The organism is Herbaspirillum rubrisubalbicans (assembly GCF_003719195.1).
GTDB lineage: Bacteria > Pseudomonadota > Gammaproteobacteria > Burkholderiales > Burkholderiaceae_D > Herbaspirillum > Herbaspirillum rubrisubalbicans.
In genome coordinates this window covers 220,679-247,046 of the sequence record NZ_CP024996.1, presented here as the reverse complement: position 1 = coordinate 247,046, position 26,368 = coordinate 220,679, and the positions used below count along the sequence as shown (strand labels likewise).

General features: G+C 61.2%; 23 protein-coding genes. 7 read left to right on the top strand and 16 right to left on the bottom strand.

The window, feature by feature from the left end:
- Positions 1 to 23: 23 nt before the first annotated feature.
- The gene (locus RC54_RS01140) at positions 24 to 833 is read left to right on the top strand and encodes a transporter substrate-binding domain-containing protein (protein ID WP_058893924.1); all 810 of its coding nucleotides are present in this window, start codon (positions 24 to 26) and stop codon (positions 831 to 833) included.
- An 85-nt stretch (positions 834 to 918) separates the two neighbouring features.
- Here the strand turns inward: RC54_RS01140 and RC54_RS01135 are convergent, their stop codons facing one another.
- The 4 genes from RC54_RS01135 to nudB all read right to left on the bottom strand — a co-directional run bounded on the left by RC54_RS01135 (position 919) and on the right by nudB (position 4,752).
- On the bottom strand, positions 919 to 2,094 hold the full coding sequence (locus RC54_RS01135; protein ID WP_017451846.1) for an acetyl-CoA C-acetyltransferase: 1,176 nt from the start codon (positions 2,092 to 2,094) through the stop codon (positions 919 to 921).
- A 136-nt stretch (positions 2,095 to 2,230) separates the two neighbouring features.
- Positions 2,231 to 3,394, bottom strand: coding sequence for a phospholipase D-like domain-containing protein (locus RC54_RS01130; RefSeq protein ID WP_061789448.1), 1,164 nt, complete (start codon positions 3,392 to 3,394; stop codon positions 2,231 to 2,233).
- Positions 3,395 to 3,396: 2 nt separating this feature from the next.
- Complete coding sequence (locus tag RC54_RS01125) at positions 3,397 to 4,194, bottom strand: endonuclease/exonuclease/phosphatase family protein (RefSeq protein WP_017451844.1); 798 nt, start codon at positions 4,192 to 4,194, stop codon at positions 3,397 to 3,399.
- Positions 4,195 to 4,248: 54 nt separating this feature from the next.
- Complete coding sequence (nudB, locus tag RC54_RS01120) at positions 4,249 to 4,752, bottom strand: dihydroneopterin triphosphate diphosphatase (RefSeq protein ID WP_061789447.1); 504 nt, start codon at positions 4,750 to 4,752, stop codon at positions 4,249 to 4,251.
- A gap of 363 nt (positions 4,753 to 5,115) precedes the next feature.
- On the opposite strand from nudB, the gene RC54_RS01115 reads away from it, so the two are divergent.
- Positions 5,116 to 5,694: a hypothetical protein gene (locus RC54_RS01115; protein ID WP_156425786.1), complete on the top strand. Its 579-nt coding sequence runs from the start codon at positions 5,116 to 5,118 to the stop codon at positions 5,692 to 5,694.
- A 277-nt stretch (positions 5,695 to 5,971) separates the two neighbouring features.
- Complete coding sequence (locus RC54_RS01110; RefSeq protein WP_244216356.1) at positions 5,972 to 7,438, top strand: IS1182 family transposase; 1,467 nt, start codon at positions 5,972 to 5,974, stop codon at positions 7,436 to 7,438.
- 107 nt (positions 7,439 to 7,545) lie between these two features.
- On the opposite strand, the gene aspS is transcribed toward RC54_RS01110, so the two are convergent.
- The 8 genes from aspS to RC54_RS01070 form a co-directional block, all read right to left on the bottom strand.
- The gene (aspS, locus tag RC54_RS01105; protein WP_058893921.1) at positions 7,546 to 9,351 is read right to left on the bottom strand and encodes an aspartate--tRNA ligase; all 1,806 of its coding nucleotides are present in this window, start codon (positions 9,349 to 9,351) and stop codon (positions 7,546 to 7,548) included.
- Between the two features lie 95 nt (positions 9,352 to 9,446).
- On the bottom strand, positions 9,447 to 10,082 hold the full coding sequence (locus RC54_RS01100; RefSeq protein WP_058893920.1) for a DUF502 domain-containing protein: 636 nt from the start codon (positions 10,080 to 10,082) through the stop codon (positions 9,447 to 9,449).
- Positions 10,083 to 10,100: 18 nt separating this feature from the next.
- Positions 10,101 to 10,454, bottom strand: coding sequence for an FmdB family zinc ribbon protein (locus RC54_RS01095; RefSeq protein ID WP_061790597.1), 354 nt, complete (start codon positions 10,452 to 10,454; stop codon positions 10,101 to 10,103).
- A 166-nt stretch (positions 10,455 to 10,620) separates the two neighbouring features.
- Entirely contained in the window at positions 10,621 to 12,015 is a 1,395-nt protein-coding gene (otsA, locus tag RC54_RS01090) for an alpha,alpha-trehalose-phosphate synthase (UDP-forming) (RefSeq protein ID WP_058893918.1), read from the bottom strand.
- Positions 12,015 to 13,904: a glycoside hydrolase family 15 protein gene (locus RC54_RS01085; RefSeq protein WP_061790598.1), complete on the bottom strand. Its 1,890-nt coding sequence runs from the start codon at positions 13,902 to 13,904 to the stop codon at positions 12,015 to 12,017. The genes otsA and RC54_RS01085 overlap by 1 nt, the downstream gene beginning before the upstream one ends.
- Before the next feature lie 78 nt (positions 13,905 to 13,982).
- Entirely contained in the window at positions 13,983 to 14,729 is a 747-nt protein-coding gene (otsB, locus tag RC54_RS01080; RefSeq protein WP_058893916.1) for a trehalose-phosphatase, read from the bottom strand.
- A 197-nt stretch (positions 14,730 to 14,926) separates the two neighbouring features.
- Positions 14,927 to 16,384 (bottom strand): high affinity choline transporter 1, encoded by a 1,458-nt coding sequence (locus RC54_RS01075; RefSeq protein WP_061790599.1) that lies wholly within the window; start codon positions 16,382 to 16,384, stop codon positions 14,927 to 14,929.
- Positions 16,385 to 16,660: 276 nt separating this feature from the next.
- Entirely contained in the window at positions 16,661 to 17,548 is an 888-nt protein-coding gene (locus RC54_RS01070) for a hypothetical protein (RefSeq protein WP_061790600.1), read from the bottom strand.
- Here RC54_RS01070 and RC54_RS24965 point away from each other — a divergent pair.
- Positions 17,547 to 17,807 carry a hypothetical protein gene (locus tag RC54_RS24965; protein WP_156425785.1) on the top strand — a complete coding sequence of 87 codons (261 nt, stop codon included), beginning with the start codon at positions 17,547 to 17,549 and terminating at the stop codon, positions 17,805 to 17,807. The genes RC54_RS01070 and RC54_RS24965 overlap by 2 nt on opposite strands.
- A 52-nt stretch (positions 17,808 to 17,859) precedes the next feature.
- On the opposite strand, the gene lysA is transcribed toward RC54_RS24965, so the two are convergent.
- Positions 17,860 to 19,152 carry a diaminopimelate decarboxylase gene (gene lysA, locus RC54_RS01065; protein ID WP_061790601.1) on the bottom strand — a complete coding sequence of 431 codons (1,293 nt, stop codon included), beginning with the start codon at positions 19,150 to 19,152 and terminating at the stop codon, positions 17,860 to 17,862.
- Positions 19,153 to 19,249: 97 nt separating this feature from the next.
- Positions 19,250 to 19,492 carry an LPS translocon maturation chaperone LptM gene (lptM, locus tag RC54_RS01060; protein ID WP_058893912.1) on the bottom strand — a complete coding sequence of 81 codons (243 nt, stop codon included), beginning with the start codon at positions 19,490 to 19,492 and terminating at the stop codon, positions 19,250 to 19,252.
- Positions 19,493 to 19,541: 49 nt separating this feature from the next.
- On the opposite strand from lptM, the gene cyaY reads away from it, so the two are divergent.
- From cyaY to RC54_RS01045, 3 genes are all read left to right on the top strand, one after another.
- Positions 19,542 to 19,874, top strand: a complete 333-nt coding sequence (cyaY, locus tag RC54_RS01055) for an iron donor protein CyaY (RefSeq protein ID WP_061790602.1) — start codon at positions 19,542 to 19,544, stop codon at positions 19,872 to 19,874.
- Between the two features lie 113 nt (positions 19,875 to 19,987).
- The gene (gspG, locus tag RC54_RS01050) at positions 19,988 to 20,455 is read left to right on the top strand and encodes a type II secretion system major pseudopilin GspG (RefSeq protein WP_058893910.1); all 468 of its coding nucleotides are present in this window, start codon (positions 19,988 to 19,990) and stop codon (positions 20,453 to 20,455) included.
- A 152-nt stretch (positions 20,456 to 20,607) separates the two neighbouring features.
- Positions 20,608 to 22,749 carry a TonB-dependent receptor gene (locus RC54_RS01045; RefSeq protein ID WP_061790603.1) on the top strand — a complete coding sequence of 714 codons (2,142 nt, stop codon included), beginning with the start codon at positions 20,608 to 20,610 and terminating at the stop codon, positions 22,747 to 22,749.
- Positions 22,750 to 22,788: 39 nt separating this feature from the next.
- On the opposite strand, the gene RC54_RS01040 is transcribed toward RC54_RS01045, so the two are convergent.
- Together RC54_RS01040 and RC54_RS01030 are read right to left on the bottom strand one after the other, a co-directional pair.
- A complete protein-coding gene (locus RC54_RS01040; RefSeq protein ID WP_061790604.1) occupies positions 22,789 to 24,324 on the bottom strand; it encodes a tetratricopeptide repeat protein in 1,536 nt (511 codons plus the stop codon).
- 569 nt (positions 24,325 to 24,893) lie between these two features.
- Complete coding sequence (locus RC54_RS01030; protein WP_058893906.1) at positions 24,894 to 26,069, bottom strand: porin; 1,176 nt, start codon at positions 26,067 to 26,069, stop codon at positions 24,894 to 24,896.
- Positions 26,070 to 26,368 lie beyond the last annotated feature (299 nt).

Sequence of the window (26,368 nt, the reverse complement as noted above, 5' to 3'; positions counted from 1 at the left end):
CTCAACCAAAAAAGGAGCGAGACATGCCTATCCCCTCATCCCCCAGACGGCGCCTGCGCGGCGCGCTGCTGGGCCTGCTGCTGCTCGGCGCCAGTACTGCACAAGCAGACCAGCTCGATACCATCATGGCAGCCAAGAAACTGCGCGTGGCCATCGACCTGGCCGTCCCTCCCTACAGCATGAAAGACGACAAGCTCAAGCTGATCGGCTCCGATGTCGAAACCGCACAGCTCATGGCCAAGGACTTCGGGCTGGAACTGGAAGTCGTGCCCACGACGCTGACCAACCGTGTACCCTTCCTGCAGACCAACAAGGCCGACGTGGTGATCTCGGCCTTTTCCATCACAGCCGAGCGTGCCAAGGTCATTGATTTCTCGGTGCCTTATGCCCCCATCCTGGTGGTGGTCGGGGCGCCCAGGAGCATGAAGATCACCGGCCCTGCCGACCTGGCCGGCAAAAAGGTCATCGCTACGCGTGGCACCACCAACGATCAGGAGTTGACCAAGATCGCGCCGCCATCGACCACCATCACACGCTTCGACGATGACGCCACCTCGATGACAGCGATGGTCAGTGGCCAGGCCGACATCTGGGTCACTTCACCCATGCTGCTCAAGGTCGTCAATGAAAAGAATCCGATGCGAGATATCGAGAATAAGCTCACGCTCAAGGCCAACCTGCTGGCGGTGGGACTGCGCAAGGGAGAGCCACGCTTGAAGGAAAAGATCGATGGCTGGATACGCGCCAAGCTGGGCAACGGTCAGCTCAACGCCATCTATAAGAAATATCACCATGCAGAACTGCCGCCGGAGATTCTCAATCCGGCAAGCTGAGAAGTGCAATCGCATCATTCGGACGCAAAAAAAACGCCGGCTCGCAAGCCGGCGTTTCCTCATCAAAACACGAATGACAATCAGATCAACGCTCCACTGCCAGCGCCACACCCATGCCGCCACCGATACACAGGCTAGCCAGCCCCTTCTTGGCATCACGGCGCACCATCTCATGCAGCAGCGTCACCAGTACGCGGCAACCGGAGGCGCCGATGGGGTGACCCAGCGCGATGGCGCCACCGTTGACGTTGATCTTGCTGGTATCCCAGCCCATCTGCTTGTTCACCGCAATGGCTTGCGCGGCGAAGGCTTCGTTGATTTCCATCAAGTCCAGGTCCTGCGGGGTCCAGCCGGCCTTCTTCAGGGTCAACTGCGAGGCCGGCACCGGGCCCATGCCCATGATGCTGGGGTCCAGACCCGCCGAGGAGTAAGCCTTGATCTTGGCCAGCACCGGCAGGCCCAGTTCAGCGGCCAGCTTGGCCGAGGTGACCACCACCGCAGCGGCGCCATCGTTGATTCCCGAGGCGTTGCCCGCCGTCACCGTGCCGGCCTTGTCGAAGGCCGGACGCAGTGCGGCCAGGGCTTCGGCGGTCACGCCATGCTTGACGAATTCGTCGGTGTCGAAGACCACGGTTTCCTTCTTGCCCTTGATCTCGATGGGGACGATCTCATCCTTGAAGCGGCCGGCCTTCTGGGCGGCTTCGGCCTTGTTCTGCGACGCGGCGGCGAAGGCATCCTGTTCTTCGCGGCTGATCTCGAACTTCTTGGCCACGTTCTCGGCCGTGATGCCCATGTGGTACTGGTTGTAGACGTCCCACAGGCCGTCGACGATCATGGTGTCGGTCAGCTTGGCGTCGCCCATGCGGAAACCGTCACGCGAGTTGTTCAGGACGTGCGGCGAGGCGCTCATGTTTTCCTGGCCGCCGGCGATGACGATCTGGGCGTCGCCGCAACGGATGGCCTGGGCCGCCAGTTGCACGGCCTTCAGACCGCTGCCGCAGACCTTGCCGACCACGAAGGCCGGGACCATGTCGGGCAGGCCGGACTTGATGACCGACTGGCGCGCCGGGTTCTGGCCCAGACCTGCGGTGAGCACTTGGCCGAGGATGACTTCGCTGATGGCTTCGGGCTTGATGCCGGTCTTGGCCAGCAAGGCCTTGATGACTTGCGCACCCAGATCGGCTGCTGCAATCTTCGACAAGGATCCGCCGAACTTGCCGATCGCCGTTCTCTGTGCTGCGACAATGACCACATCATCCATAACTCGCTCCTTTTATTGAAATAGCAGGAAGCCGTAGCGGCTGCCCTTGGAAAACCGGGATGGTCATCTTAGTCCATTTCAGCTGGGAATGCGATATGGTGAATTTTCGGTACATCAAGGGAGCGCAAAATAAGGCTCAGGCGTCTTTTCCCAGCGTGATGATATGAATTACCGTGCGATAAAGGAGGAAGGCAGCACCATAGGCGGCGCGCTTGTACCAGGGCACGTGCAGGAAGTCCGCCAGATGCACCACCCGCCCGTGCGCTGCCCCCGCCTCGATCTCCTGGCGCAAGTAACCGGCGAAGGCGGCATCCTGGATCACCACGTTGGCTTCCTGGTTCACGAACAATGACAGACCATCATAATTGCTCGATCCGACCGTGGACCACTTGTCGTCGATCACGGCCACCTTGGCGTGCAGTTCGGTATGGGTATATTCGACGATGCGCACCCCCGCCCGCAGCAGCTTGGGATAGAAGGAATGCGCCACCGCATCCTGCATCACGAACTGGCCCACACCCAACAGCAGAGTGACCTTCACGCCGCGCAGAGCAGCCTCTTCCAATGCCCGGCGCATCTTGCGACCGGGGGCGAAGTAAGGATTGGCGAGGAAGGCCGTTTCGCGCGCACGCCCCAGGGCCTGCAGGTAGGCGCGCTGGATGGTACGGCGGTTGCGGAAGTTGTCGCGTACCACCAGGGCAGCCTGGGTCTGGTCGTGTACCGGGCCGGGATGACCATGACGCAAGCGCTTGAAGTTGCGCCAGCGCGCTTTCAACTTCATATGGCCCACGCGCAGCCATTGTGCTTGCACTTCACGATAGACCTCTTGCACCAACGGGCCGATGATGCTGACCGCAAAATCCCAGCGCGGCGCCGGTAGCGGCGTGACATGGTCGCGGTCGGAGACCATGTCGTCATTGATATTGAGTCCACCTACGAAAGCCACCTGGCGATCCACCACGCACAGCTTGCGATGGCTGCGCGCCACGCCACGGCGAAACCAGGGATTGAAGGAACGATGCTGGACGCCGGCCGCGCTCAGGGCGAGGTGCAATTTCTTAGTATTTTCCCGACCGGTTCCCAGCCAGTCATTGATGACGTAGACCACTACGCCGCGTCCAGCGGCCCTTTGCAGCGCTTCGCATATCAGTACACCGGTTTCATCCAGCGAAAAAATATAAGTTTCCAGGTAGATCTCGACGCGTGCCGCCTCAATGGCGTTGATCAGTGCCGGATAGAAACCCGCGCCACTGTGCAGCAGCGCGATCTGATTGCCGTCGGTAAAGGTGAGGTGGCGCAAGGTCAGGCCAACTGCAGTTCGGTGACGATGGGCGCATGGTCCGACAGGCGCGCCCACGGGCCATCCTTCAACACCTGCGCCATTTCCACACGGAAACCACGCACGTAGATACGGTCCAGTCGCAGCCACGGCATCATGGCCGGGAAGGTGCGCGCCGGGCGGATCGGCGCCGACAGGCCACCCAGCCGGCGCAAGCCCTGCATCACGCCACGTGCAGTCGGTTGCGGCTGGTCGAACACTTCCACCACCCCCAGGTTCTGGTACAGCGTGCGGCTCAACTGATTGGTCCAGTCGTTGAAGTCACCGGCAATGAGCAGCGGGGCATCAGGCGGGGAGGAGGTGCTGACCGCCTGGATCAGTGCATCGGTCTGGCGACGCCGGCCATTGGCGAACAAACCCAGATGGATCACGTAGCAATGCACCTCCACTCCTTCCACCGGCACCACGCAATGCAGGATGCCGCGCGATTCATAGGCATGGTCAGAGACATCCTGATTGCGGATGGAAGCGATTTCAAAGCGCGAGATCAAGGCATTGCCGTGGTGACCGTGGTCGTAGACGGCATTCATGCCGTAGGCGGCGTGGTGGGTGTCGCCGGCCAGGAATTCGTGCTGGCCCTGCTGTGGCCAGTTGGACGCATGGCGCAGGGCATTGAGGTCATGTCGGCCCTGCACTTCCTGCAGGAACAGGATGTCCGGGTCCAGTTGCGCCAGCGCCTGCTTCAACGCCAGGATGCGCGGGCGTCCGGCGAACGAGGTCACGCCCTTGTGGATGTTGTATGTAGCAACGCGCAGCTTCATCGATGCAGCCTTTCTGTTGTTCTTGTCTGGACAGCCCTGGCACCATGCAGACGGCTACCTGGCTAGATAGCTGGGCAACTGCAGGATCGCCTCTGCATTGGAGGGCGAAAAGCAGCGGTCGGCCGCTTCGCGATAGGGTAGCCAAGCGTAGCGAGTATGCTCGCGCGGAGCCAGCGTGACCGGGATGTCGCGCGGCACCAGCAGGCCAAAGACGTGCTCGGTATTCTTGGTCACGCCCGGCGCATAGCGATGCCGCCAGACCGGATAGATTTCATAGATGTTGGAAAGTTGCCAGTCGCGCAGATGCGCGCGCGGCACGCATCTGGTTCCATCGCTGGCCGATTCTACGCTGCCATCGCTGAGGACGATGCCGGTTTCTTCCTCCACTTCGCGTCGGGCAGTCTCCGACAGTTCTTCGTCGAGACTATCCTTGGAGCCGGTCACCGATTGCCAGAAACCGGGCTGGTCGGCGCGTTCGATCAACAATACATGCTGATCAGCGCTGTGGATCACCACCAGCACCGATTCGGGGATCTTATAGGGCTTGGCTTGCGTCATGGCCTGTCCGTGATGCGGGAAAGGCTCCATTGTATCGGGACGGCGGCGTTTCAGAGCAGCAACGCCGGGCGGGCGCGCACCGACTATCACTGTTCCATGCAAACATTGATCATGTGACACTCGGCCAGCGCGATATCCTGCTCTTCCATGGCCAGTTGCAACAGCACGGGATATTGGTTGGAAAAATCTGATGCTCAATGCGTTTCCTGCACATCGTTGTGCGCCACCCAATGATGCCATAACATTCCTTGCCGCCGGCCATATCTTCCAGCATCAGCAGAGTCTCGCGGCGCAGGGCGGTCGGGGGCAAGGTACGCACACGCGAACAGACCGGAAATACTTCCAACCAATAGGGGAAATAGGATGAACAAGGAATTTCTAAGTCATTTATATTCGACCGTTTTATCTACATCAGTAGCCGCTTCAACGCTAAGAAACATGGGTCCGACTGGAACCGTAGATGCCGCCCGCAAGGGTCTTGATGCATTGAGTGAGGATGATGCCCTCAAGCGCATTTTGCGAGCGAAATCACAAGCAACATTCGCCACTGCACTTGACCAAGCGACGCGTATCGTACAAACCAACCTGCTTCAGGGTCACCAACATTGGGGGACATCTCGAAAGGTCATCAACATCTTCCTAAGAAGCCTCGCCTATAACCGCCATCTCTACGATTGCCTGCGGATGGAACGCATTGAAAAATGGTTTGAAGTACCATTAGATAGCCACGTCGCAAAGAAATTGAAAGAGTACGACGACTCACTTCCCAAATGGAATTCAGTCAAAAGATTAAACGCCGAAACAAGTCAGGATTACCAAATCGTCGCCACCAGATGTGCATCAGAACAAGGCATTTTGAGAGTTGATCTAGACGCGTACTTCTATAGAGCCGAGCCTCGGTCAGGACTAAATTCTGCAATCATTCACAACGTAAAGGACTGAACTTGTCTCAAGTGTTAATTCAAAATGCAACCCTCACGGTCACGCAACGAATTAACGGAGCGACGTCATCCCGACCATCATAAAGTTTCGAAATATCCAATCGTCTTTTAAAAATCCTATGTAGGTAGCAGTACGATTTGTAAGGAGAGCAAAGAACTCTTTACAGCACCCGTCTCGATAACTAAGCCCCTCAAACGAAAAGCGCGTGCATTTCTGCACGCGCTCAGATTGATGACAAAGCCTTGGCGAAAGCCAAGGCTTTGTTGTTTAATCGGTCATGCTCAAAAAACCGACAGCCGCCCAGCACGAGTTAGAGATGGTGACCATCGAGATGCTCGTGCCCAAGGACCACCTGCTGCGCAAGATCGACGCGGCGGTGGATTTCGAGTTCATCCGAGAGAAGGTGGCGCATCTGTATTGCGCCGACAATGGCCGCCCGGCACTGGACCCGGTGGTACTCTTCAAGCTCTTGTTCATCGGTTACCTCTTCGGTATCCGCAGCGAGCGCCAGCTCATCCGCGAGGTCCAGGTCAATGTGGCCTATCGCTGGTTTGCCGGATTCCGTCTGACCGACAAGGTACCGGACTCATCCACCTTCTCCCAGAACCGGCGCCGCCGCTTCATTGATACCACCGTCTATCAAGAGATCTTCGACGAGATCGTGCGCCAGGCCATTGGACGCGGCATGGTCGATGGCCGTGTGCTCTACAGCGACAGCACCCACCTCAAGGCCAACGCCAACAAGAACAAGTTCGACTACGTTCAAGTTACCCAGACCCCCTCGGCCTATCTGGCCGAACTGGATGCCGCTGTGGATATCGACCGTGCCGAGCATGGCAAGAAACCGCTCAAGCGTGACGACGATGATGAGCCGCCCACCAAAGAGATCAAGGTCAGTCGCACCGATCCCGAGAGCGGCTACATGGTGCGCGACGACAAGCCCAAGGGCTTCTTCTACCTGGATCACCGCACCGTCGATGCCAAGCATTCCATCATTACCGATACCCATGTCACGCCCGCCTCAGTCCATGACAGTCAGCCTTATCTGGCACGCCTGGATCGTCAGCGCCAGACGTTCGGATTTGATGTACAGGCCGTTGGCCTGGATGCGGGCTACTTCACACCGGCCGTCTGCCAGGGACTGGAGAATCGCGAGATCAGCGGCGTGATGGGCTACCGCACACCCAACCACAAGCCGGGGACATTCTTTAAACGGGCGTATGAGTACGATGCCTACCGTGACGAATACATCTGCCCGCAGGGTCAACCCTTGCGCTACAGCACGACCAATCGACTCGGGTATCGGGAATACAAATCCAACCCTGAGCAATGCCGAGGCTGCAAGGTACGCGAGCAATGCACCAATAGCGCCAATGCGGTCAAGGTGGTGACGCGCCATGTGTGGGAGCGTTCCAAGGAGAAGGTGGATGATCGGCGTCGTACCGAATGGGGCAAGCGCATCTATGCCCGACGCAAGGAAACGGTAGAACGCAGCTTCGCCGACGCCAAGCAATTGCACGGACATCGTTATGCCCGTATGCGGGGATTGCGCAAGGTCGCCGAGCAGTGCTTGTTGGCGGCGGCGGCCCAGAACATGAAGAAGATTGCCCTGTTGGTGGCGCGCTTGCGCGCGCTTTTACACGGTTTGAGCGCCTCTGCCAGCGTACAAAAGTGGCTACAGCGAAAAATGCGCGCCTTGCTTGGCTTCTGCGCCATCGACCATCTGCAAATTACCTGCGCCTGAAAAACAAAACCCCGTGTTCGAAAACACGGGGTTCGTCATCAACCTGAGCGCGTGCATTTCTGCACGCGCTTTTTCGATGGGCTTATCGAAAAAAAACGATAAAGCGATCAGGCCTTCACTGCCGGCTCGGTATTGCGCAGGCGGATATGCAGTTCGCGCAACTGCTTTTCGTCCACTTCCGACGGCGCGTGGGTCAGCAGGCACTGGGCGCGCTGGGTCTTGGGGAAGGCGATCACGTCGCGGATCGATTCGGCGCCGGCCATCATGGTGACCAGGCGGTCCAGGCCGAAGGCGATGCCGCCGTGCGGGGGCGCGCCGTATTGCAGGGCGTCCAGCAGGAAGCCGAACTTCAGGCGGGCTTCTTCGTCATCGATCTTCAGGGCGCGGAACACCTTGCTCTGGACGTCGGCGCGGTGGATACGGACCGAACCGCCACCCAGTTCCCAACCGTTCAAGACCATGTCGTAGGCCTTGGCGATGGCCGCACCCGGATTGGTCGAGATGAAGTCTTCGTGACCATCCTTGGGCGAGGTGAACGGGTGGTGCAGGGCGACCCAGCGCTGACCATCTTCGTCGTATTCGAACATGGGGAAGTCAACCACCCACAGCGGACGCCATTCGTCATCGAACAGGCCGTTCTTCTTGCCGAATTCGCTGTGGCCGATCTTCACGCGCAGCGCGCCGATGGCATCGTTGACCACCTTGGCCTTGTCGGCGCCGAAGAAGATCAGGTCGCCGTCTTGCGCGCCGGTCTTCTCAATGATGGCGTTCAGGGCGGCATCGTGGATGTTCTTGACGATAGGCGACTGCAGGCCGTCACGGCCCTTGGCCTTTTCATTGACCTTGATGTAGGCCAGACCCTTGGCGCCGTAGATGGCGACGAACTGGGTGTAGGCGTCGATTTCCGAACGCGGCATTTCGGCACCGCCCGGCACGCGCAGGCCAACCACGCGGCCGCCTTCGCTGTTGGCAGCACCCGAGAAGACCTTGAAGTCCACATCCTTCATGACATCGGTCAGCTCGGTGAATTCGAGCTTGACGCGCATGTCCGGCTTGTCCGAACCGTACTTGCCCATGGCAGTGGCGAAGTCCATCACCGGGAACGGGTTCGGCAGGTCGATGTCCAGCGCGTTCTTGAAGACCAGGCGGATCATGCCTTCGAACAGGTCACGGATTTCCTGTTCGTTCAGGAAGGAAGTTTCGCAGTCGATCTGGGTGAATTCGGGCTGACGGTCGGCGCGCAGGTCTTCGTCGCGGAAGCACTTGGTGATCTGATAGTAGCGGTCGAAGTTGGCCACCATCAGCAGCTGTTTGAACAGCTGGGGCGATTGCGGCAGGGCGAAGAATTCACCGGCGTTCACGCGCGAGGGCACCAGGTAGTCGCGTGCGCCTTCCGGGGTGGACTTGGTCAGCATCGGGGTTTCGATGTCGATGAAGCCTTGCGCATCCAGGAACTTGCGCACTTCCATGGCGACCTTGTAGCGCAGGCGCAGGTTGTTCTGCATCTGCGGACGGCGCAGGTCCAGCACGCGGTGGGTCAGACGGGTGGTTTCCGACAGGCTGTCGTCATCCAGCTGGAACGGCGGCGTCACCGAAGGGTTCAGCACTTCCAGTTCATGGCACAGCACTTCGATCTTGCCCGACTTCAGGTTGGCGTTGGTAGTGCCTTCCGGGCGGTTGCGCACCAGACCGGTGATGCGCAGGCAGAATTCGTTGCGCACCGATTCGGCGTTCTTGAAGACATCGGCGCGGTCCGGGTCGCAGACCACCTGAACCAGACCTTCGCGGTCGCGCAGGTCGATGAAGATCACGCCGCCGTGATCGCGGCGACGGTGCACCCAGCCGCACAGGCTGACGGTTTGGCCGAGCAGTGCCTCGGTGGTGAGGCCACAGTATTGGGTTCGCATGGACATGGTTGTGATTCCGTTGACAGTGTTCTTGTTGGATTCGAAAGAGAAGACGCTAAGGGCGAAGGCGGGGCTGGCCGGGCGAGACGCCGGCCGCCCCGTCAATTCTTCGGCGCCGCCGCGTCGGTGATGATCTTCTTGTCGGTGACCATCTCGGGGGCGACCACGCCCATGGAGACGATGTACTTCAGGGCTGCATCCACCGTCATGTCGAGCTCGATGGCATCGGCACGAGGCAGCATCAGGAAGAAACCGGAAGTCGGGTTGGGGGTGGTGGGCACGTACACGCTGATGAAGTCACCCTGTAGATGGTGCTTGACCTCACCGCCGGGCGCGCCGGTCAGGAAGGCGATGGTCCAGGAACCCTGGCGCGGGTACTGGATCAGCACCGCCTTGCGGAAGGCATTGCCTGAGGGCGAGAACAGCGTATCGGAGACCTGCTTGACGCTGGAATAGATCGACTTCACCACGGGAATGCGGGTCAGCAGGCCTTCCCACAGCAGCACCAGGCGGCGGCCGATGAAGTTGCGCGCGGCCAGGCCGGTGAGGAATACGATCAACAGCGTCAGGATCGCGCCCAGGCCGGGGATGTTGTGGCCCAGCCAGTGCGCCGGCCGCCAGGCCTCGGGCAGCAGCAGCAGCGACTGGTCCATGGTACTGATGATCAGGTTCAGCACCCACAAGGTGATGGCCAGGGGAACCAGGATCAGTAGACCCGTGATGAAGTATTTGCGCATGGGGGAAGGAAGACCTCGTTAGCTGGCGCTGGGGGTAGAGGGCGCGGCCGCAGCGGGGACGGCCGGCGCCGGTGCAGCGGCAGCCGGGGCCGCCGCAGGCGTTTCGGTGGCCGCAGCGGCTGCCGGGGCCTCGGCGGTGCCAGCAATACCGGTGCCGTTGGCGCCCTTGCTGTTGGCCGTACCGCTGCCATTGCCCCGGAAATCGGTCACATACCAGCCCGAACCCTTCAACTGGAAGCCGGCCGCAGTCAACTGCTTCCTGAAGCTGTCCTGATGGCAGGAGGGGCAAACGGTCAACGCATCGTCAGAGATCTTCTGCAAGACATCCTTGGCAAAACCACACGCTTCGCAGCGATACGCGTAAATGGGCATGACTAACTCCGCAAAAAACTTCCAAAACCCTGAATTATAAAGGCTTTTGGCGGAGTTTTACCGAACCTGGGAACAAGGGCGATGCGCTGGCGCGACGGCACGGAGGGCGGCGCACCCAAAACTTTGCATCATGGAAAGTTTCTTCACCCGCCTTCGACGGCCCCCCTCAACTGTCCACCGGGGCGGCGCGGCTGCTGCGCAAGGTGTCCAAAAATTCACGACACCACCAATGGACGTCGAAGCGGCGGATATTGTCCATCAAGGCGGCATGGCGTTCGCGCCGTTCGGATGGCGACATCTGCAAGGCTTGCTGGATCACCTGGGCGGTGCCGTGGGTGTCGTAGGGATTGATGATGAGCGCGGCTTTCATCTGCTCGGCCGCCCCCGCAAAGCGCGACAGCACCAGCACGCCGGGGTCGTCAGGATCCTGGGCGGCGACGAATTCCTTGGCCACCAGGTTCATGCCATCGCGTAGCGGCGTCACCAGCGCCACCGCGCAGGCGCGGTACAAACCCGGCAGGCGACGGCGCGCCACGGTGCGGTGGATGTAGCGGATCGGCATCCAGTCGAAGTCGCCGAAGTCGCCGTTGATGGAGCCGCACAGGCTTTCCAGCTCGCGCTGGATGTCGCCGTAGGCCTCCACGTCTTCGCGGCTGGGGGAGGCGATCTGCAGCAAGGTGGCGCTGTGGCGATTCTCGGGATACAGGCGCAGCAGCTCGCGGAAGGCGCGGATGCGCTGCGGCAGGCCCTTGGAATAATCCAGCCGGTCGACCCCGATCAACAGACGCCGGCGCGAATACTCAGCCTTGGTGCTTTCATAGGTATCGCGCGCTTCCTTGGCCTGACCCAGACGCTGGAATTCGGCCACGTCGATGCCAATGGGGAAGGCATTGGCATGAACGGTACGGTTGAAGGCGCGGAACTGGTTGGGTCCGACCGGCTCGGCGGTGGCTTCGGCCTGTACATACTGGGCGAAATGCTGCAGGTCGGCGTGGTTCTGGAATCCCACCAGATCGTAGGCAAACAAGGCGCGCATGAGCCATTCATGCGAGGGAATGGCGGTCAGGATCGGTGGCGGCGGCAGCGGGATATGCAAGAAGAAGCCAATGCGCGCCTCGCAGCCCATGGCGCGCAGTTCGGCGGCCAGGGGGATGAGGTGGTAATCGTGGATCCAGACGATGTCATCGCGCTTTAACAAGGGGAATAATTTGCGCGCGAAGAGCTGGTTTACCCGGCGATAGCCGCCCAGGTGACCGGCTTCGAAATGCGCCAGGTCCAGGCGATAGTGGAACACCGGCCACAGCACGCCATTGGCATAGCCGCGGTAGTAGGCGTCATGGTCTTCCTGCGAGAGATCCAGTTCGGCCAGGGTCACGGGGCCGGCCTGGTTGACACGCAGCTCGCCCTCGCCGGGCGTGCCATCCTCGACCACCTTGCCGCTCCAGCCGAACCACAGTCCGCCGGTCTTCTTCAGTGTCTCGCCCAGGGCTACGGCCAGGCCACCGGCAGCAGGCTTGCGCGGGTCGGCGAGACGATTGGAAACAACGACCAGTCTACCCATCAGATCACCGCCTCCCACGAAGCCGACAAGCGCATCGCACAGTTGATGATGCCCACCATCGAATAGGTCTGCGGGAAGTTGCCCCACATCTGGCGCGTGACCGGGTGTGTGTCCTCGGACAAAAGACCCAGGTGGTTGCGGGCATCGAGCATGGCCTGGAAGATCTCGCGCGCCTGTTCCTTGCGGCCGATGCGCGCCAATGCATCGATGCGCCAGAAGGTGCAGATGTTGAAGGCGGTCTCGGGGCGACCGAAGTCGTCCGGGGCTTCGTAGCGGCGCATGTAGGGGCCGTCGCAGAGCGACTTTTCCAGCGCTTCCACGGTCGATATGAAGCGCTTGTCGGTGGGCGCAATCAGGCCCACTTCCACCATCAGCAACACGCTGGCATCAAGGTCGCGCCCGCCGAAACTTTCGGCATAGGCCTGGCGTTGCTCGTTCCAGGCTTCGGTCAAGATGCGGTCACCGATTTCCTTGGCGCGGTCGCCCCAGTAGCGAGCGCGCTCGGGCAGGTCGACGCGGGCGGCGATCTTGGCCAGGCGGTCACAGGCGGCCCAGCTCATCAGCGCCGACGAAGTATGGATGCGCGAGCGGGTACGCAACTCCCACATGCCCGCATCCGGTTGGTTGTAGACCTCGTAGGCGCGCTCGCCCACGGCTTCCAGATGCTGGAAATGCTCGGCCCCGGCGCGATGGTGCAGGCGCATGTCGTGGAAGGCCTGCGCCGCGCCCAGCACGATGTTGCCGTAGACGTCATGCTGGAAGTGTTCATAAGCCTGGTTGCCCACACGCACCGGCTGGTGGTGCTGGTAGCCTGGCAGGTGGTCCAGGATCTGTTCGGGCAGCGCTTCTTCCAGGCCGATACCGTACAAGGGCTGTACGTGGCCGCCACCGGAACGCACCACCACGTTGGTCAGCCAGCGCAGGTAGTCTTCCATGGTACCCAGTTCGGACAGGCTATTGAGTGCCCGCACCACGAAGAAAGCGTCACGCAGCCAGCAATAACGATAGTCCCAGTTGCGCTGACTGCCCGGTGCTTCGGGCACGCTGGTGGTCATGGCGGCGATGATGGCGCCCGTATCTTCATACACCGACAATTTCAGCGTGATGGCGGCACGGATCACGGCATCCTGCCACTCCAGCGGTGTCGCCAGGGCGCGGCTCCAGTTGCGCCAATAGGCGGTGGTTTCCTGCTCGAAGTCGCGGGCGGTGTCGTTGATGCCACCGTGCAGGGTTTCATCCGGTCCGAGGATGAAGTTGTACGGACGGCTGACCACGAAGGCGGTCTCGCCGACGATGTAGCTGATGGGCGCATCGGTATTGAGGCGCAAGGTCTGCTCTTGACCGACATAACGGATATGGTTGCTGCCGCGCGTTTGCAGCGGTTCTTCGCGGCCCCAGTCGAACCGGGGACGCAGCACTACACGCATTCGCGGTGCGCCCGACAGCGGATGGATGCGGCGCACCAGCTGCAGCGGGCGGAAGAAACGGCCACGGCTCTGGAAGCGCGGCACCAGGTCGGTGATCTCGATGCCCTGCCCCAGCGTATCGTAGAGACGGGTGCGCAGCACGGCGGTATTGGGCTCGTACCACTGCTCGCTGTGGGAAAAATTCTCCAGCTGGAAAGCCCACAGCGCGCCATTGTCGGTGGGGTCGAGCAAGGCATTGAAGACCGGGTCGCCATCGAAGCGCGGCAGGCAGCACCAGACGATGCGGCCCATCTTGTCCACCAGCGCCGAAAAGGCGCAATTGCCGATCACGCCCAGCTCCAGCGAGGAGGTCGAGGGCAGGTCGTGGGCCTGGGCGGCCAGGTGCGGTTGTTCAGAATGCTGGGTCTGGGAATGCGGCTGCGGTTGCGCTTCTTGCTGGGGGTCGGGGCTGGGCTGGCTCATGGTTCCTCATGCTCTGTTCTGTGGGTCAGATTTCTTGATGGAAGGCGATGTGCTGCGGGAGGGAATATCCGACGCGATCTATGCGCTGGTACTGCGCACCTCCACGCTCTGGCGCAGCAGATCCAGCACGGCCGCCGGACCGGCCAGGCGCTGCAAGGCCTGGCTGGGGCCGTTGCCGACCTTGATGCCCAGGCCACCGAAGGCCTCGCTCTGCGCGATGGCAAAGCCGGCCTCATCGGTCACGTCGTCGCCGATGAAGACCGGGCGGCGACCGCGAAACGGCGCTTCGTGCAGGAAGGCGACCAGCGCATCACCCTTGTTGATGTGGGGCTTGGCTTCCACCACCATCTTGCCGTGCAGGAGAGTGAAGCCGGGTTCGTGGCGCAGCGCATCCATCATGGTTTCTACGCAGCGCTGCTCAAGGTGGGCAGCGTGGCGGTAATGCAGGGCCAGGGCACCGCGCTTGAGTTCCAGTTGCAGGCCTGGATGTGACTCCACCAGCCCCAGCAGGCGCTCGCGCAGGTGATGCACGTCCGGCACCGGCTGCTGCAGGATACGGCCATCGGCGGTGCGGCGCTCGGCACCGTGCACGCCGGCGGCCGGCAAGCGCAGCGGTGCCAGGAAGAAATCGAGTTGGTCCAGAGGACGGCCGCTGACAATGGCCAGCGCGCCGTCGGAGGCTTGTTGGAGGTGCTGCAGCAGCGTCATCAATTCCGGTGGCACCACGATCTCTTCGGGTTGTGGCGCTAGTTCGACCAGGGTGCCGTCGAAGTCCAGGAATAACGCATCGGCTGCAAAATCATAGGGGCGAGTTTGCTCAGTCATGCCATTTCAGGTTGAGTGGAAGCAAATAAGTTCCGGCTGGATCTCGAATTATTATCAAGAAGATATCGAAAATATTCGAAAAGCCGGGCCTGGCATTGCTTTGACAGCACCCACCCCAGCAGTTCTGAAGTCGCTCCCAAAAAGACAAAACGGCCGCGCGGCAGGGCCGGGCGACCGTTTCAATCGGGCAAGCAGGATCAGGACTGCACACCGCCCTCGGCAGTGGCCACCACCATGGGCGGCACCGGGGCCAGCACCTGGGGCATGAGGGAGCCCACCACCATGCCGCCGATGGAGAACAGCAGACCGGCTAGTTGCGGTGGCCACAGGCCATCCGGGGCCACGTATTCCAGCGTGATCCAGGACACCAGGCCCAGCACCATGGCCATCAAGGCACCCTGGCGGGTGGAGCGCTGCCAGTAGACCCCGAAGGCCAGCGGCACAAAGGCCGCCACCAGCGTGACCTTGTAGGCGTTCTCGACCATTTCATAGATGCTGGACTGGCTGTTCAAGGCCAGCGAGGTCACGCCCACGGTAAAGAGCAGCACCACGGCGCGCATCGAGAACAGGAATTCGCGGTCGTTCTTCCAGGGGCGGATTTCCTTGAGCACGTTTTCGGTGAAGGTCACCGAGGGCGCCAGCAGGGTGGCGCTGGCGCAGCTCTTGATGGCCGAGAGCAAGGCGCCGAAGAACATCACCTGGGCGAACACCGGCATCTTTTCCATGATGAGGGTGGGCAGGACCAGTTGCGAATCGGTTTCCAGCAGGCGCGAGACCATGGCCGGGTCGATCAGCGTGGCCGAGTAGGCCAGGAAGATGGGGATGAAGACGAAGAAGAAATAGATCACGCCACCCAGCACCGAGGCGTTGCGGGCCACCTTTTCATTCTTGGAGGACATCACGCGCTGGAACACGTCCTGCTGCGGGATCGAGCCCAGCATCATGGTGATCCAGGCGGCGAAGAACCACAGCACGTCCTTGAGTTCAGCGGCCGGCCAGAAGTTGAACTTGCCGGCCTCGGCCGCGTGCGCGATCACCACGCCGGGGCCGCCGACCATGCCGGAAACTTCATATCCGATATACAGCATCCCGACCACCACGATGATCATCTGCAGGAAGTCGGTGATGGCCACGGCCCACATGCCGCCCATCAAGGTATAGATGAGCACGCTGCCGGCGCCGATGATCATGCCCCAATGCATGGGGATGTAGCCGCCCGAGACGACATTGAACACCAGCCCCAGCGCCTTGATCTGCGCCGCCACCCAGCCCAGGTAGGAAATGACGATGCAGATGGTGACCAGCATTTCGGCGGCGCGGCCGAAGCGCTTCTTGTAGTAGTCACCGATGGTCAGAAGATTCATCCGGTACAGGCGCTTGGCGAAGAAAACGCCGACCAGGATCAGGCACAAGGAAGAACCGAAAGGATCGGCCACGATGCCGCCCAGACCATCCTTGAGGAAGGTGGAGGACACCCCCAGCACCGCTTCCGAACCGAACCAGGTGGCAAAGACAGTGGCCGTCACCACCGACATGGGCAGCGCGCGGCCGGCCACGGCGTAGTCCTTCGAACTCTTTACATAGCGGGTGGCATACAGGCCGATGCCGACCGAGATGACCCAATAGAGGACGACGAACCAGAGCAGTGCATTCATGCCTTTTCCTTGCAGGGGGGTGGTGAGAAAAACGCGCATTATAGCGGCAACTACCGTGCGCAAAGCCGCTTGTGGCAAGACTTTTCATCTGTCGCTGCCGGGCCACAGCCGCGCTGGCGGCACGGCGTCGATGAGCCTTTGCGCAAGCAAGAATTGCTCCCGCCCGCAGGGGCGGGGGGAGTCAGGATTTCGTCAGGGAATCAGCGCAACAATGAAGAGGAGCTTGCGCCGCCAGGCGCGGCGGCACGGGGGACGATACCGGGATGCCGGGCCGGCTCAGGCGCCTTCGTTGCTATGCTCGTAGGAGGGGCAGCCGTTCTTGCCCCACTGGCCGTCGCACAGTTTCCACAGGCAGCTTTCACGGGCAAACAGCGACAGGGTGCTGCATTGCTTGACCTGCTCGGCCAGCGAGGGCACCGGCACGACCTGCACCACTTCCGGCTGCGGCAGCGCGGCCTGGGCGCGTTCGGCCTTGGCGCGGGCATTGGCCAGTTGCGCCTCGGCTTCCCGGCGGCGCTGTTCGCGCACGGCCAGGGCGGCATCCTCGCGGCGCTGGCGGGCCTCGGCAGCGGCCCGTTTCTGGCTCAGCAGGTTGGCTTTCTGTTCGGCTTCCTGCTGCAACTGGGCGATCACCTCCGGGCCGGGAGCAGCTTGGCTGCTGGCAGGCTCGGCGGAGGGCGCCGGATCCGTGGTGACGGCGGACTGTGCCGGCAATTGCGGCAACACTGGTTTCAAGGAGCGCTGCGGCCACTGAGCCGCGGCCCAGACGGCCAGACCGATGATGACCAGGGTCAACAGCGACACCAGCAAGGCGCGGCGGGTGGAAACCTGGATCGGCGCCGGCTCGCGGGGACCACGCGGGCCCCGGCTGACAACCTGGGGACTGGCCTCGGGCTGCGGCGCGTCCTGGTCCGGGGTAGCTGATGTGGCTGTTGGAGAGCTGGCCGCTGCGGTCGCTACGGCAGCTGTCACTGCGGCCGCGGCGACGGCAACCGCGGTCATCTGCGAGGCGTGCACTTCGAGTTCGTCGGCGCTCAGGTGCGAGGCCGACGGCAGCCCATGGGCCCCGGTCTGGGCGCTGCCGCTGATTTGGCTGGCGCGTGCGGCGGCATCGGTGGTCGCGCGTCTGTCGCGATCTTCCCCTGTGCGTTCCAAGACTTGCATGGAATTCCCCTGTAAAGCACTACCGACCACCCTCCCGGTAGCCATGGTGTTCTCCCTTGCGTCCGTATTGCTGTGCCTGGCCTCGGGTGGCGCAGTAGCGCCTCAGGCGATTGTGATGAATCGTTTGTTTTTTGGACGGACGGTTATTTTGCGCCAAAATTTCCGAAAGGCAAAACAAAAATGCGGCTCTGCAAAAAATTTCTGCAACCCCGACCCGCTGGGTGTTGCCGGGCAATTAAGAAGTGATATCCAAAAATAAACGGCAGCCGCGTTTCCGCGGGCTGCCGTTGATCAAACAATCAACAATATGCTCAGTTGACGATCTTTTCGAGTGCGAACAAGTCAGCCGGGTTTTCACGGGCACGGACCAGGTGTGCCTGCTGGCCATCGACCAGCACTTCGGCAGCGCGGCCGCGGGTGTTGTAGTTGGAGGCCATGGTCATGCCATAGGCGCCGGCCGACATCAGCGCCAGCAGATCGCCTTCCCCGATGGCCAGTTCGCGCGCACGGGCCAGCCAGTCGCCGGATTCACATACCGGGCCGACGACGTCGTAGATGCAGGGCTGGCCGGCGTTTTCCTTCACTGTCTGGACGCCATGCCAGGCTTCGTACATGGCCGGGCGCATCAAATCGTTCATGGCAGCATCGACCACGGCGAAGTTCTTTTCTTCACCATGCTTGAGGTATTGCACCTCGGTGAGCAGCAGGCCGGCATTGCCGACCACCGAGCGGCCCGGCTCGAACATCACCTGGATCGGGCGACCATCGTACTTCTTGGCACGCCAGGCATCGACGCGGGCGAACACGCGCGCCAGATAGCCGCCGATGGCGACCGGTTGCTCATCGTCGTAACGGATGCCGATGCCGCCACCGATGTCGAGATGGTGGATGGGGATGCCTTCGGCTTCCAGTGCGTCGACCATGTCGATGATCTTGTCCAGCGCTTCCAGCAATGGCGAGTCATCCAGCAATTGCGAACCGATGTGGCAATCGATGCCGACCACTTCGATGTGGGGCAATGCCGCAGCGGTGCGGTAGCAGTTCAGTGCATCTTCATAGGCCACGCCGAACTTGTTTTCCTTCAGGCCCGTGGAGATGTAGGGATGGGTCTTGGCATCCACGTTGGGATTCACCCGCAGCGAGATGCGCGCGCGCTTGCCCAGCGCGCCAGCCACTTCATTCAGGCGGGCCACTTCCGGGATCGATTCGACGTTGAAGCACAGGATGTCGTGTTCCAGCGCCAGCTTCATTTCATCGCGGCCCTTGCCCACGCCCGAGAAAATCACCTTGCGCGCATCGCCACCGGCGGCCACCACACGCAGCAGTTCGCCAGCGGACACGATATCGAAGCCCGATCCCAGCTTGCCCAGCAGATTCAATACCGCCAGGTTGGAATTGGACTTGACCGAGTAGCACACCAGCGCGCCCCCCTTGGCACCATCGGCGCGGCCGGCAGTGCGGCAGGCGTTGGCATAGGCCGAGAAGTTTTCTACCAGGGCCGCCTTGGAATAGACGTAGAGGGGCGTACCGAACTGTTCGGCCAGCGCCTGCAAGGAAACCTGTTCGGCGTGCAAGGCGCCGTTGCGATAGGAAAAGTGGGACATGGAGATCCGGAAAATTCAGTGCTGTTGGGAAATCCGGCACGGTCCGCGTCATCGCTGGGACCGGCCGTTATATGGCGTACTGTGTTTCAGCCTGGCATCATCGTTTGGGCGAGTCGGCGTCCCGCGGGGTGGCTGTCACGCCATCAGCCTTTTCATTGGCGGGGGCGTCTGCCGCAGGCGCCGCCTGCGCCGGTTTGGCCGGCTGGGTGCGCACGAAGGGATCGGGCGGCACCTTGGGCATGTACAGCGGGCCTTTCTGGCCGCAGCCGGCCAGTACCAGGACGGCGGCGCACAGCGCCAGGGAAGCTGCACAACGGGCGGGAGAATAGTGTGACTTCACGATAAAATGTCGGATTACATCAAAATCTTAGAATGCCTTGGAGTGTAGCATGACCGAATCGGAATTCCTGGACCTGGCTGACGCCACCCTTAACGCCATCGAGACGGCCCTGGAAGACGCCTGCGACGCCAGCGACCTGGACGTGGAATGCAGCCGCAGCGGCAATGTGCTGGAAATCGAATGCGTGGAAAACGGCTCCAAGATCATCATCAACAGCCAGGCTCCCATGCAGGAAATGTGGCTGGCTGCGCGCTCGGGCGGTTTCCACTACAAGTATGACGGTCGCCACTGGCTCAACACCCGCGACGGCAGTGAACTGTACGCCACCTTGTCAGAGGTGGTCAGCAGCCAGGCCGGGGTACCGGTAAGCCTGCAAGCCTGAGTCAAGGTCTGCGTGTGCGCGCCGGATCGCCATCCGGTGCGGCGGCGCGCTTATCGCGCTTATACTTGCGACTTTGACACCTCTACCGTTGACTCAATCAACCAGCAGCATTCATGCGCCGTTCTCTTTTGCCCTCGCGGCGACATCCTGCCTTCTTGTTCCTGCAGCGCGGCCTGGCGCGCCTGCGCTGGATCCTGATACTGACCGTGCTGGCAGTGGCGGCCGCCTTGCTGGTACCGCCCTTGGTGGCGCGTTTCAACCACGACCATAGCCCGCAGGCGCTGGCTGCCGAAAAGGACATGCAAGCCATCGCCGCCGGCCTGGAACGCTACCGCCAGGACAACGGACGCTATCCCAGCGCCGCGCAAGGCTTGCTGGCGCTGGTGATCAAGCCCACGCGCGCGCCCGTACCGGGCAACTGGCAGATCGGCGGCTACGTCGACCGCCTGCCGCGCGATCCTTGGGGCAACTCCTACCAATATGGTGCCGATGACGATGGCACCAGCTACGAGCTGTATTCCTTCGGCCAAGCCGGGCCGGATGGCGACCCCGACGGCGAAGATGTACTGCGCCAGCACTGAAGCTGGCCGCGCTACTCCCCCATCAAACGCTTTTTCCCGCCAGCTAGGACTGGTGTGGCTTTGCGCGCGGTTTATATTTACAAGTTCTTACAATTGACATTTAATACGAATAATAATTATTCCTATTAATTCAACCAATTGTGAAGAATGTGATGAATTTCCATCTGCATCCCCTCGCCTTGGCCGCGTTGGCCACCTGTTCAGTCACTTCCCTGGCCCATGCCCAGCAGGCCGCCAGCGCCCTGCCCACCATCGAAGTCAGCGGCGCGCGCGCCAACGATGGCTACGTGGCGCCGACCGCCGTGAGCGGTACCAAGAGCGAGGCACCGTTGCGCGACGTGCCGCAGACCATCAACGTGGTACCGGCCCAGGTAATACGCGACCAGAACGCCATGTCAATGCAGGATGTGCTCAAGAACGTTCCCGGTCTCGGCTTGTCCACCGGCGATGGCCAGCGCGACCAGGTCTTCATCCGCGGCTTCACCGCCATCGGCGACCAGTTCGTGGATGGTTTCCGCGATGACGCGCTGTATTTCCGCGACCTTTCCAATGTGGACCACGTGGAAGTGATCAAGGGACCGGCTGCCGTGCTCTATGGCCGCGGGTCCTCGGGCGGGCTGATCAACCGGGTGAGCAAGAAGCCTGGGGACGACGTCAGCGACATCGGCTTAAGCGCCAACAGTACGGCAGGTCGCCGGGCCGAACTGGACCTGGGACGGGGCACCGACGATGGCATCCTGTCTTGGCGCCTGACCGGTGCGGTGGAACGCGGCGATGGCTATCGCGCCCAGCAATTCATCGACCGCACCGCGCTGGCCCCATCGATCGCCTTGCGCTTCTCGGCCGATACCCAGCTCTTGTTGCAGGCCGACTATCTGGAAGACCGGCGCGTGATGGACTTCGGCATTCCGTCCTACCGGGGCCGTCCGGTGGCGGTCGACCCCGGCACCTACTTCGGCGCGCGCAATGCCCGCGATGCCGACTTCGTGCAGGCGCGTGTGGCGTCCACTACGGCCACCTTCACGCATCGCTTCAATCAGGAATTCTCCTTGCGCAACGCTCTGCGCTATTACGACTACCACCTCAATCGCAACAGCACCAACATCAACGGCAACGTCAATGAAACCACGGCCACCATGGCCCTGAATCACGCCAGACTGGTGCGCGATGAAAATGGCTGGTTCAACCAGAGCGAACTGACCCAGAAGCTGACGCTGGGCCCAACCAAGCATGAAATCCTGTACGGGGTGGAAGTGGGCAGTCAAAGCAAGGACGCTGCCACCTATGGTGGCGTGCCGGTGGCAGGGAGCAGCTCGGGGTTGCCAGCGGTGTCGATCTTCAATCCGGTGCTACCGGTGGTCAATCCCAACCGCCTGGGTGCGGCCGCGCTGACCTACGGCACCTACGACACCTTCGCTGGCTATCTGCAGGACAGCATGAGCCTGAGCCCGCAATGGAAAGCGCTGATGGGCCTGCGCTATGACAGCTTCCGCCAGCAGTCACGGCTTTTGGCCGCCAATGGCGCGCCCAGCAACCTGGCGCGCACCGATACCGCCTACAGCCCGCGTGCCGGATTGGTGTGGCAGCCCAGCCAGACGCAATCCTATTACCTTTCGTGGAGCCGTTCGTTCCAGCCCTCCGGCGAAAATTTTGCGCTGGCCACCAACAATGCTGACCTGGCCCCCGAACAGACGCGCAATACCGAAGTGGGTGCCAAGTACGATTTCTGGGAAGGTCGCGCCAGCGCGACGCTCGCGGTATTCCGCCTGGAGCGCGACAACATCAAGTCTACCCTGCCCAACAACACCATCATCCCGGTCGGCAAGCAGCGTACCGATGGTGCTGAATTAACCTTCAGTGCCGACCTCAAGCAAGGCTGGAAACTGCTGGCCGGGTATGCCTGGCTGGATGCGGTAATCACCGATTCCTCTTCCTTCGATACCAGTGTCACCGCTGCTGGTAGCGTTCCCTTCAAGGGCAAGAACGCCACCCTGACACCACGCCACAGCGCCAACCTGTGGCTGACCAAGGAGCTGGGCGATGGCTTCGTGGTCGGTGCCGGTGCCAACGCCGTGGGCGCACGCTTTGCCAATCCGGGCAATACCGTCACCCTGCCCGGCTACGTGACCACCGATGCAATGGCGGCCTACCGCACCGCCAAATACGAGGTGCAACTCAACATCGGTAACCTCTTCAACACCGGCTACATCGTCTCCGGCCATGGCAGCAGCCCCAACCTCAGCCTGCCCGGCGCGCCGCGCAGCGTGGCGCTGAGCCTGCGCTACCACATGTAAGCCCCGCGCCAGCAGCCAGTGCAAGACCTGGCTGCCCTCCTACGCTGCCTCGGGAAAGGCGGTACGCAAGCGATACTGACGCTGCCGGTAATTGCCTTCCGGCCCGCTGAAACCGCAATCGACATCGCCGAACAGGCGGCTGACGCGATTGATGGCCGCGCGTTGCGCTTCACTCTGCACCGCGATCAGGCGCCGCTTGCTGCGGGCGTGATGCGCGCAGATATCCACCACCAGGCAGTGGCCGTAGTCGGCTTGCTTGATGTCGATGAGCAGCGCCTCCGGCTTGGTCAGCCCGAAGATGGCAGCCAGTTCGATGCGGGCACTGAGGAAGGGACTGCTGTTGCGCAGCTTGTCGCTGAGCTGGGCACGCGCCTGCTGGGCCCAACCTTGTGCCTGTTGCTCGACCGTAAAGGGCTGCAAGGCAGCCAGCGCCGCCGCATCCCCTTGGGCGGCCGCCTGCTGCCACCAGTACAGCGCCTTGACGTCATGCATGGGGTCGTCACGACGATTGCGCCAAAAGATCTGGGCCAGTTCGCTTTGTGCCTCGACCAGGCCGGCTTCGGCAGCCTTTTCCAGGTATTGCTGTGCCACCTGCAGATTGCGCTGCGAATAGATGGAACGCGAATAGATGCGCGCCAGCGCGTGCCAGGCCGGCGCCGAACCGCCCTCACCTGCTAGCACCAGCCAGTGCAGTGCCTTCTTGAAATTGGCCAGACCCAGTTCCATGAAGACCCGATTGCCGGCACGGTCGATCTTGGCGCATAGCAGTCCCAGCTCCAGCCGGGCCTCGATCTCGCCGGCCACCGCAGCCAGTTCGAACAAGCGCATCAACTGGGTCAGCTCAGGCGTCTGGGCACGCGCCAGCCATTGTCCGTAGCGCAGCAGTAGCGTTGCTTCTTCAGCGCTCAGCTGCACCAGGCCGGTGGCGTCGGCATCCTTGTCCAGTTGCGCCAGCGCGCCACTGTTGCGCTCAAAGAGGCGCGCCACCAACGGTGCCGCGCCACGTGCGAAGGCGTCGCCCTGGCCTTGCTGCCAAGCCTTGTCGAGCAATGCGTATTGCGCCTGTTCGATGCCGGCGCGTGCGGCTTCCTGCATCAAGCGCTCTTCCACTGCCGAGCCGGCCGCCCCCGGCACTACCGGCTGCCCGTGGCGCTGCATCTGCTGTGCCAGCAGCCACTGGGCCTGGTGGTCATCACGGCTGGCCAGTAGCGACAGCGCCGCGATGGCGCGGGCGTGGGTATTGCTGTCGAACTGCTCACTATGGTCCAGCACCAGGCGCGCGAAGATCAGACCGGCTTGCGGCACGCCGGCCTCAAAAGCCTTCTCGTACCACACCGCTGCTTCCTGTGGAGGAGACAACTCCTTGACTTGTTCGTAGGTGATGTTGCGGCCGATGATCATCCAGGCATCGTCCACACCCTGCTGCGCAGCACGTCGCAACCAGTAGAACGCCGTGCCCTTGCTGCGCGGCAGGCCACTGCCGCCGTTGAGGTAGCGCCGGCCCAGGGCCAGTTGCGCACGCGATTCACCCGCGCGGGCGGCCTTGATGACTGCCAGCTCTTCTCTTGTCGCCATGTCGTTTCCTTTCGTTGCAGGTCCGCAGCCAGAATCTGCGGACAAAGACTTCCCCTCCGGCGCAGCAAGCTGCGTCGGTCCGGTGAGCACCAAAACCTTAGAATTTGATGCAGCCCCGCCAGTCCGTGGAGGAGCGATACGATGCGCAGTTCATTGAAGAGCTTCAGCTCTGCGCGCATCGGCGGTGGCGTCCATTAGAGCAGTGCGCTGCGCAAAAGTGCGCGATCCTGGAGCCTTATTACGCTTTCTTTACAGTCATCAAGATCCGCTCCCAGAGCGTATTTCAAGATGTTTTTGCGACTGGAAAGCGAGCTTTTCGCAATGCCAAAAATGAGCTCTCCTATTGGTCAAGAGAAAACCTGCCATGCCGAACCCGAGTGCAACACGAAGAATATTATTTTTCCTTTTTTGACGACCGGCACGAGATCAGAACACGTTACAAAATCTAACAAAATGCAAAAAAGAAGCGCGCATAAAAAAAGCGCCGCATGAACCTCATGCGGCGCTTCTTCCTGCTCTGTTGTGCATCAGCTTGCTTGACCCGCAAAGGTCAAGCAGTGCAAGTCACATTAGAACTTGTGACGGATACCCACGGCGACAGCGCCTTGGTTGCCATCGGTACCGGTGCTGTCGGAGACGCCCGGGTTAGCCATATCGCTAGCCTTGGTGTAAGCCAAGAAGGCATACAGGTCGGTGCGCTTGGACAGCCAGTAGTCAGTACCCAGGCTGACTTGGGTCAGCTTGGTCTTGTTGGTCACGCCGTCGAAGTTGGCACGGGTGTGATCAACAGCCGCCAGCAGCTTGAGCGAGGGGCTCAGGGAGTAAGCGGTACCGATTTCATAGATGTCAGCCTTGTTGGAACGGGCCAAGGTACGGTTGGTCAGCGAGGTCAGCGAACCGACGCCAATGGCGGTCAGGTTGGCCTGGGTGTTGAGGTCTTGCTTGACGCGCGAGTAGTTACCGTACACACGGGCAGGACCGAACTGGTAGGAAGCTGCCACGTTCAGGACCTTCTGTGCGGTGTCACCAGCGAGGGTGCTGGTGGTACCCACGCTGCTGGCACCGGAAGCGCCCAGCAGAGAGGTGTCAGACGCGGTCGAACCAGCCTTGGACTGGTAGTAGTTGATGCCCAGACCCAGCGGACCGTTGTCGTACTTGCCGCCGATGCCGAAGGATTGACCAGCCGAGGTTTGGCCAGCGGTTTCGCCGAAGCCGTACATCAGGTTACCGGTGAAGCCGTTCAGGTTGGCAGTGGTGTAGCTGATGGAGTTGTTGGTACGGGTGCCTTGCAGGCGATCCAGACCGGAGCCGGAGTTGCTGACCCAGCCACCGAAGTCGTTCACAGCGGTGTAAGCGGAGATGGTGTCAGCGAAGTCGGTTTGACGACCCAGCAGCACGCTACCGAAGCCACCGGTCAGACCGACCACAGACTTGCGACGGAACAGGGTATTGCTGGTCTTGGAATCGTCCAGAGCGCCGGTGTCGTTGGAGAAGCCTGCTTCCAGGTTGAACACGGCCGACAGACCGCCGCCCAGATCTTCAACACCCTTGAAACCAATACGCGAACCCTGGATGATGCCCGAGTTCAGGCTGAACTTGGTGCCGGTGCCGCCAGTAGCGGTGGCAACCTTGCTTTGGTAGACAACACCGGTATCGACGATACCGTAGATCGTGACGGAGCTTTGCGCATGTGCTGCGCCTGCGAACGCGCCCAGAACGGCGAGTGCCAGCAGAGATTTTTTCATGTGACGTCCTTCTCTAAAAATAGTCTTGAGGATCCGCACTTGCAGTCGGATGGGCAAACATTAATGCTTCTGGTCGCGCATGACTGCACCTTGGTCGATAGAAGTCATTTTTTAGACGGGAGCGAAAGATTGAAATGGCAATTGTTGTATTTTTTTATCGCCACTTTGTCCGGCTCTTGCATTGCCCTGCTTCGCAAATAGCCTGTAGCAAGGAAAAAGCGCCGGTATCTCTACCGGCGCTTTCATCAAATCCTAACATTTTGAAACATCTTGCTGGCACCAGGTGAAGCAGTTGCACA

Bases quoted from the DNA above. Each gene is read 5' to 3' on its own strand.
- RC54_RS01100 (WP_058893920.1), bottom strand. From the start codon at position 10,082: ATGCGCAAATACTTCATCACGGGTCTACTGATCCTGGTTCCCCTGGCC.
- otsA (WP_058893918.1), bottom strand. From the start codon at position 12,015: ATGGGTAGACTGGTCGTTGTTTCCAATCGTCTCGCCGACCCGCGCAAG.
- RC54_RS01110 (WP_244216356.1), top strand. From the start codon at position 5,972: ATGCTCAAAAAACCGACAGCCGCCCAGCACGAGTTAGAGATGGTGACC.
- RC54_RS01095 (WP_061790597.1), bottom strand. From the start codon at position 10,454: ATGCCCATTTACGCGTATCGCTGCGAAGCGTGTGGTTTTGCCAAGGAT.
- RC54_RS01115 (WP_156425786.1), top strand. From the start codon at position 5,116: ATGAACAAGGAATTTCTAAGTCATTTATATTCGACCGTTTTATCTACA.
- RC54_RS01085 (WP_061790598.1), bottom strand. From the start codon at position 13,904: ATGAGCCAGCCCAGCCCCGACCCCCAGCAAGAAGCGCAACCGCAGCCG.
- lysA (WP_061790601.1), bottom strand. From the start codon at position 19,152: ATGTCCCACTTTTCCTATCGCAACGGCGCCTTGCACGCCGAACAGGTT.
- RC54_RS01030 (WP_058893906.1), bottom strand. From the start codon at position 26,069: ATGAAAAAATCTCTGCTGGCACTCGCCGTTCTGGGCGCGTTCGCAGGC.
- RC54_RS01070 (WP_061790600.1), bottom strand. From the start codon at position 17,548: ATGCAAGTCTTGGAACGCACAGGGGAAGATCGCGACAGACGCGCGACC.
- RC54_RS01075 (WP_061790599.1), bottom strand. From the start codon at position 16,384: ATGAATGCACTGCTCTGGTTCGTCGTCCTCTATTGGGTCATCTCGGTC.
- aspS (WP_058893921.1), bottom strand. From the start codon at position 9,351: ATGTCCATGCGAACCCAATACTGTGGCCTCACCACCGAGGCACTGCTC.
- RC54_RS01140 (WP_058893924.1), top strand. From the start codon at position 24: ATGCCTATCCCCTCATCCCCCAGACGGCGCCTGCGCGGCGCGCTGCTG.
- cyaY (WP_061790602.1), top strand. From the start codon at position 19,542: ATGACCGAATCGGAATTCCTGGACCTGGCTGACGCCACCCTTAACGCC.
- gspG (WP_058893910.1), top strand. From the start codon at position 19,988: ATGCGCCGTTCTCTTTTGCCCTCGCGGCGACATCCTGCCTTCTTGTTC.
- RC54_RS01135 (WP_017451846.1), bottom strand. From the start codon at position 2,094: ATGGATGATGTGGTCATTGTCGCAGCACAGAGAACGGCGATCGGCAAG.
- RC54_RS01125 (WP_017451844.1), bottom strand. From the start codon at position 4,194: ATGAAGCTGCGCGTTGCTACATACAACATCCACAAGGGCGTGACCTCG.
- RC54_RS01045 (WP_061790603.1), top strand. From the start codon at position 20,608: ATGAATTTCCATCTGCATCCCCTCGCCTTGGCCGCGTTGGCCACCTGT.
- otsB (WP_058893916.1), bottom strand. From the start codon at position 14,729: ATGACTGAGCAAACTCGCCCCTATGATTTTGCAGCCGATGCGTTATTC.
- nudB (WP_061789447.1), bottom strand. From the start codon at position 4,752: ATGACGCAAGCCAAGCCCTATAAGATCCCCGAATCGGTGCTGGTGGTG.
- RC54_RS24965 (WP_156425785.1), top strand. From the start codon at position 17,547: ATGGAATTCCCCTGTAAAGCACTACCGACCACCCTCCCGGTAGCCATG.
- RC54_RS01040 (WP_061790604.1), bottom strand. From the start codon at position 24,324: ATGGCGACAAGAGAAGAGCTGGCAGTCATCAAGGCCGCCCGCGCGGGT.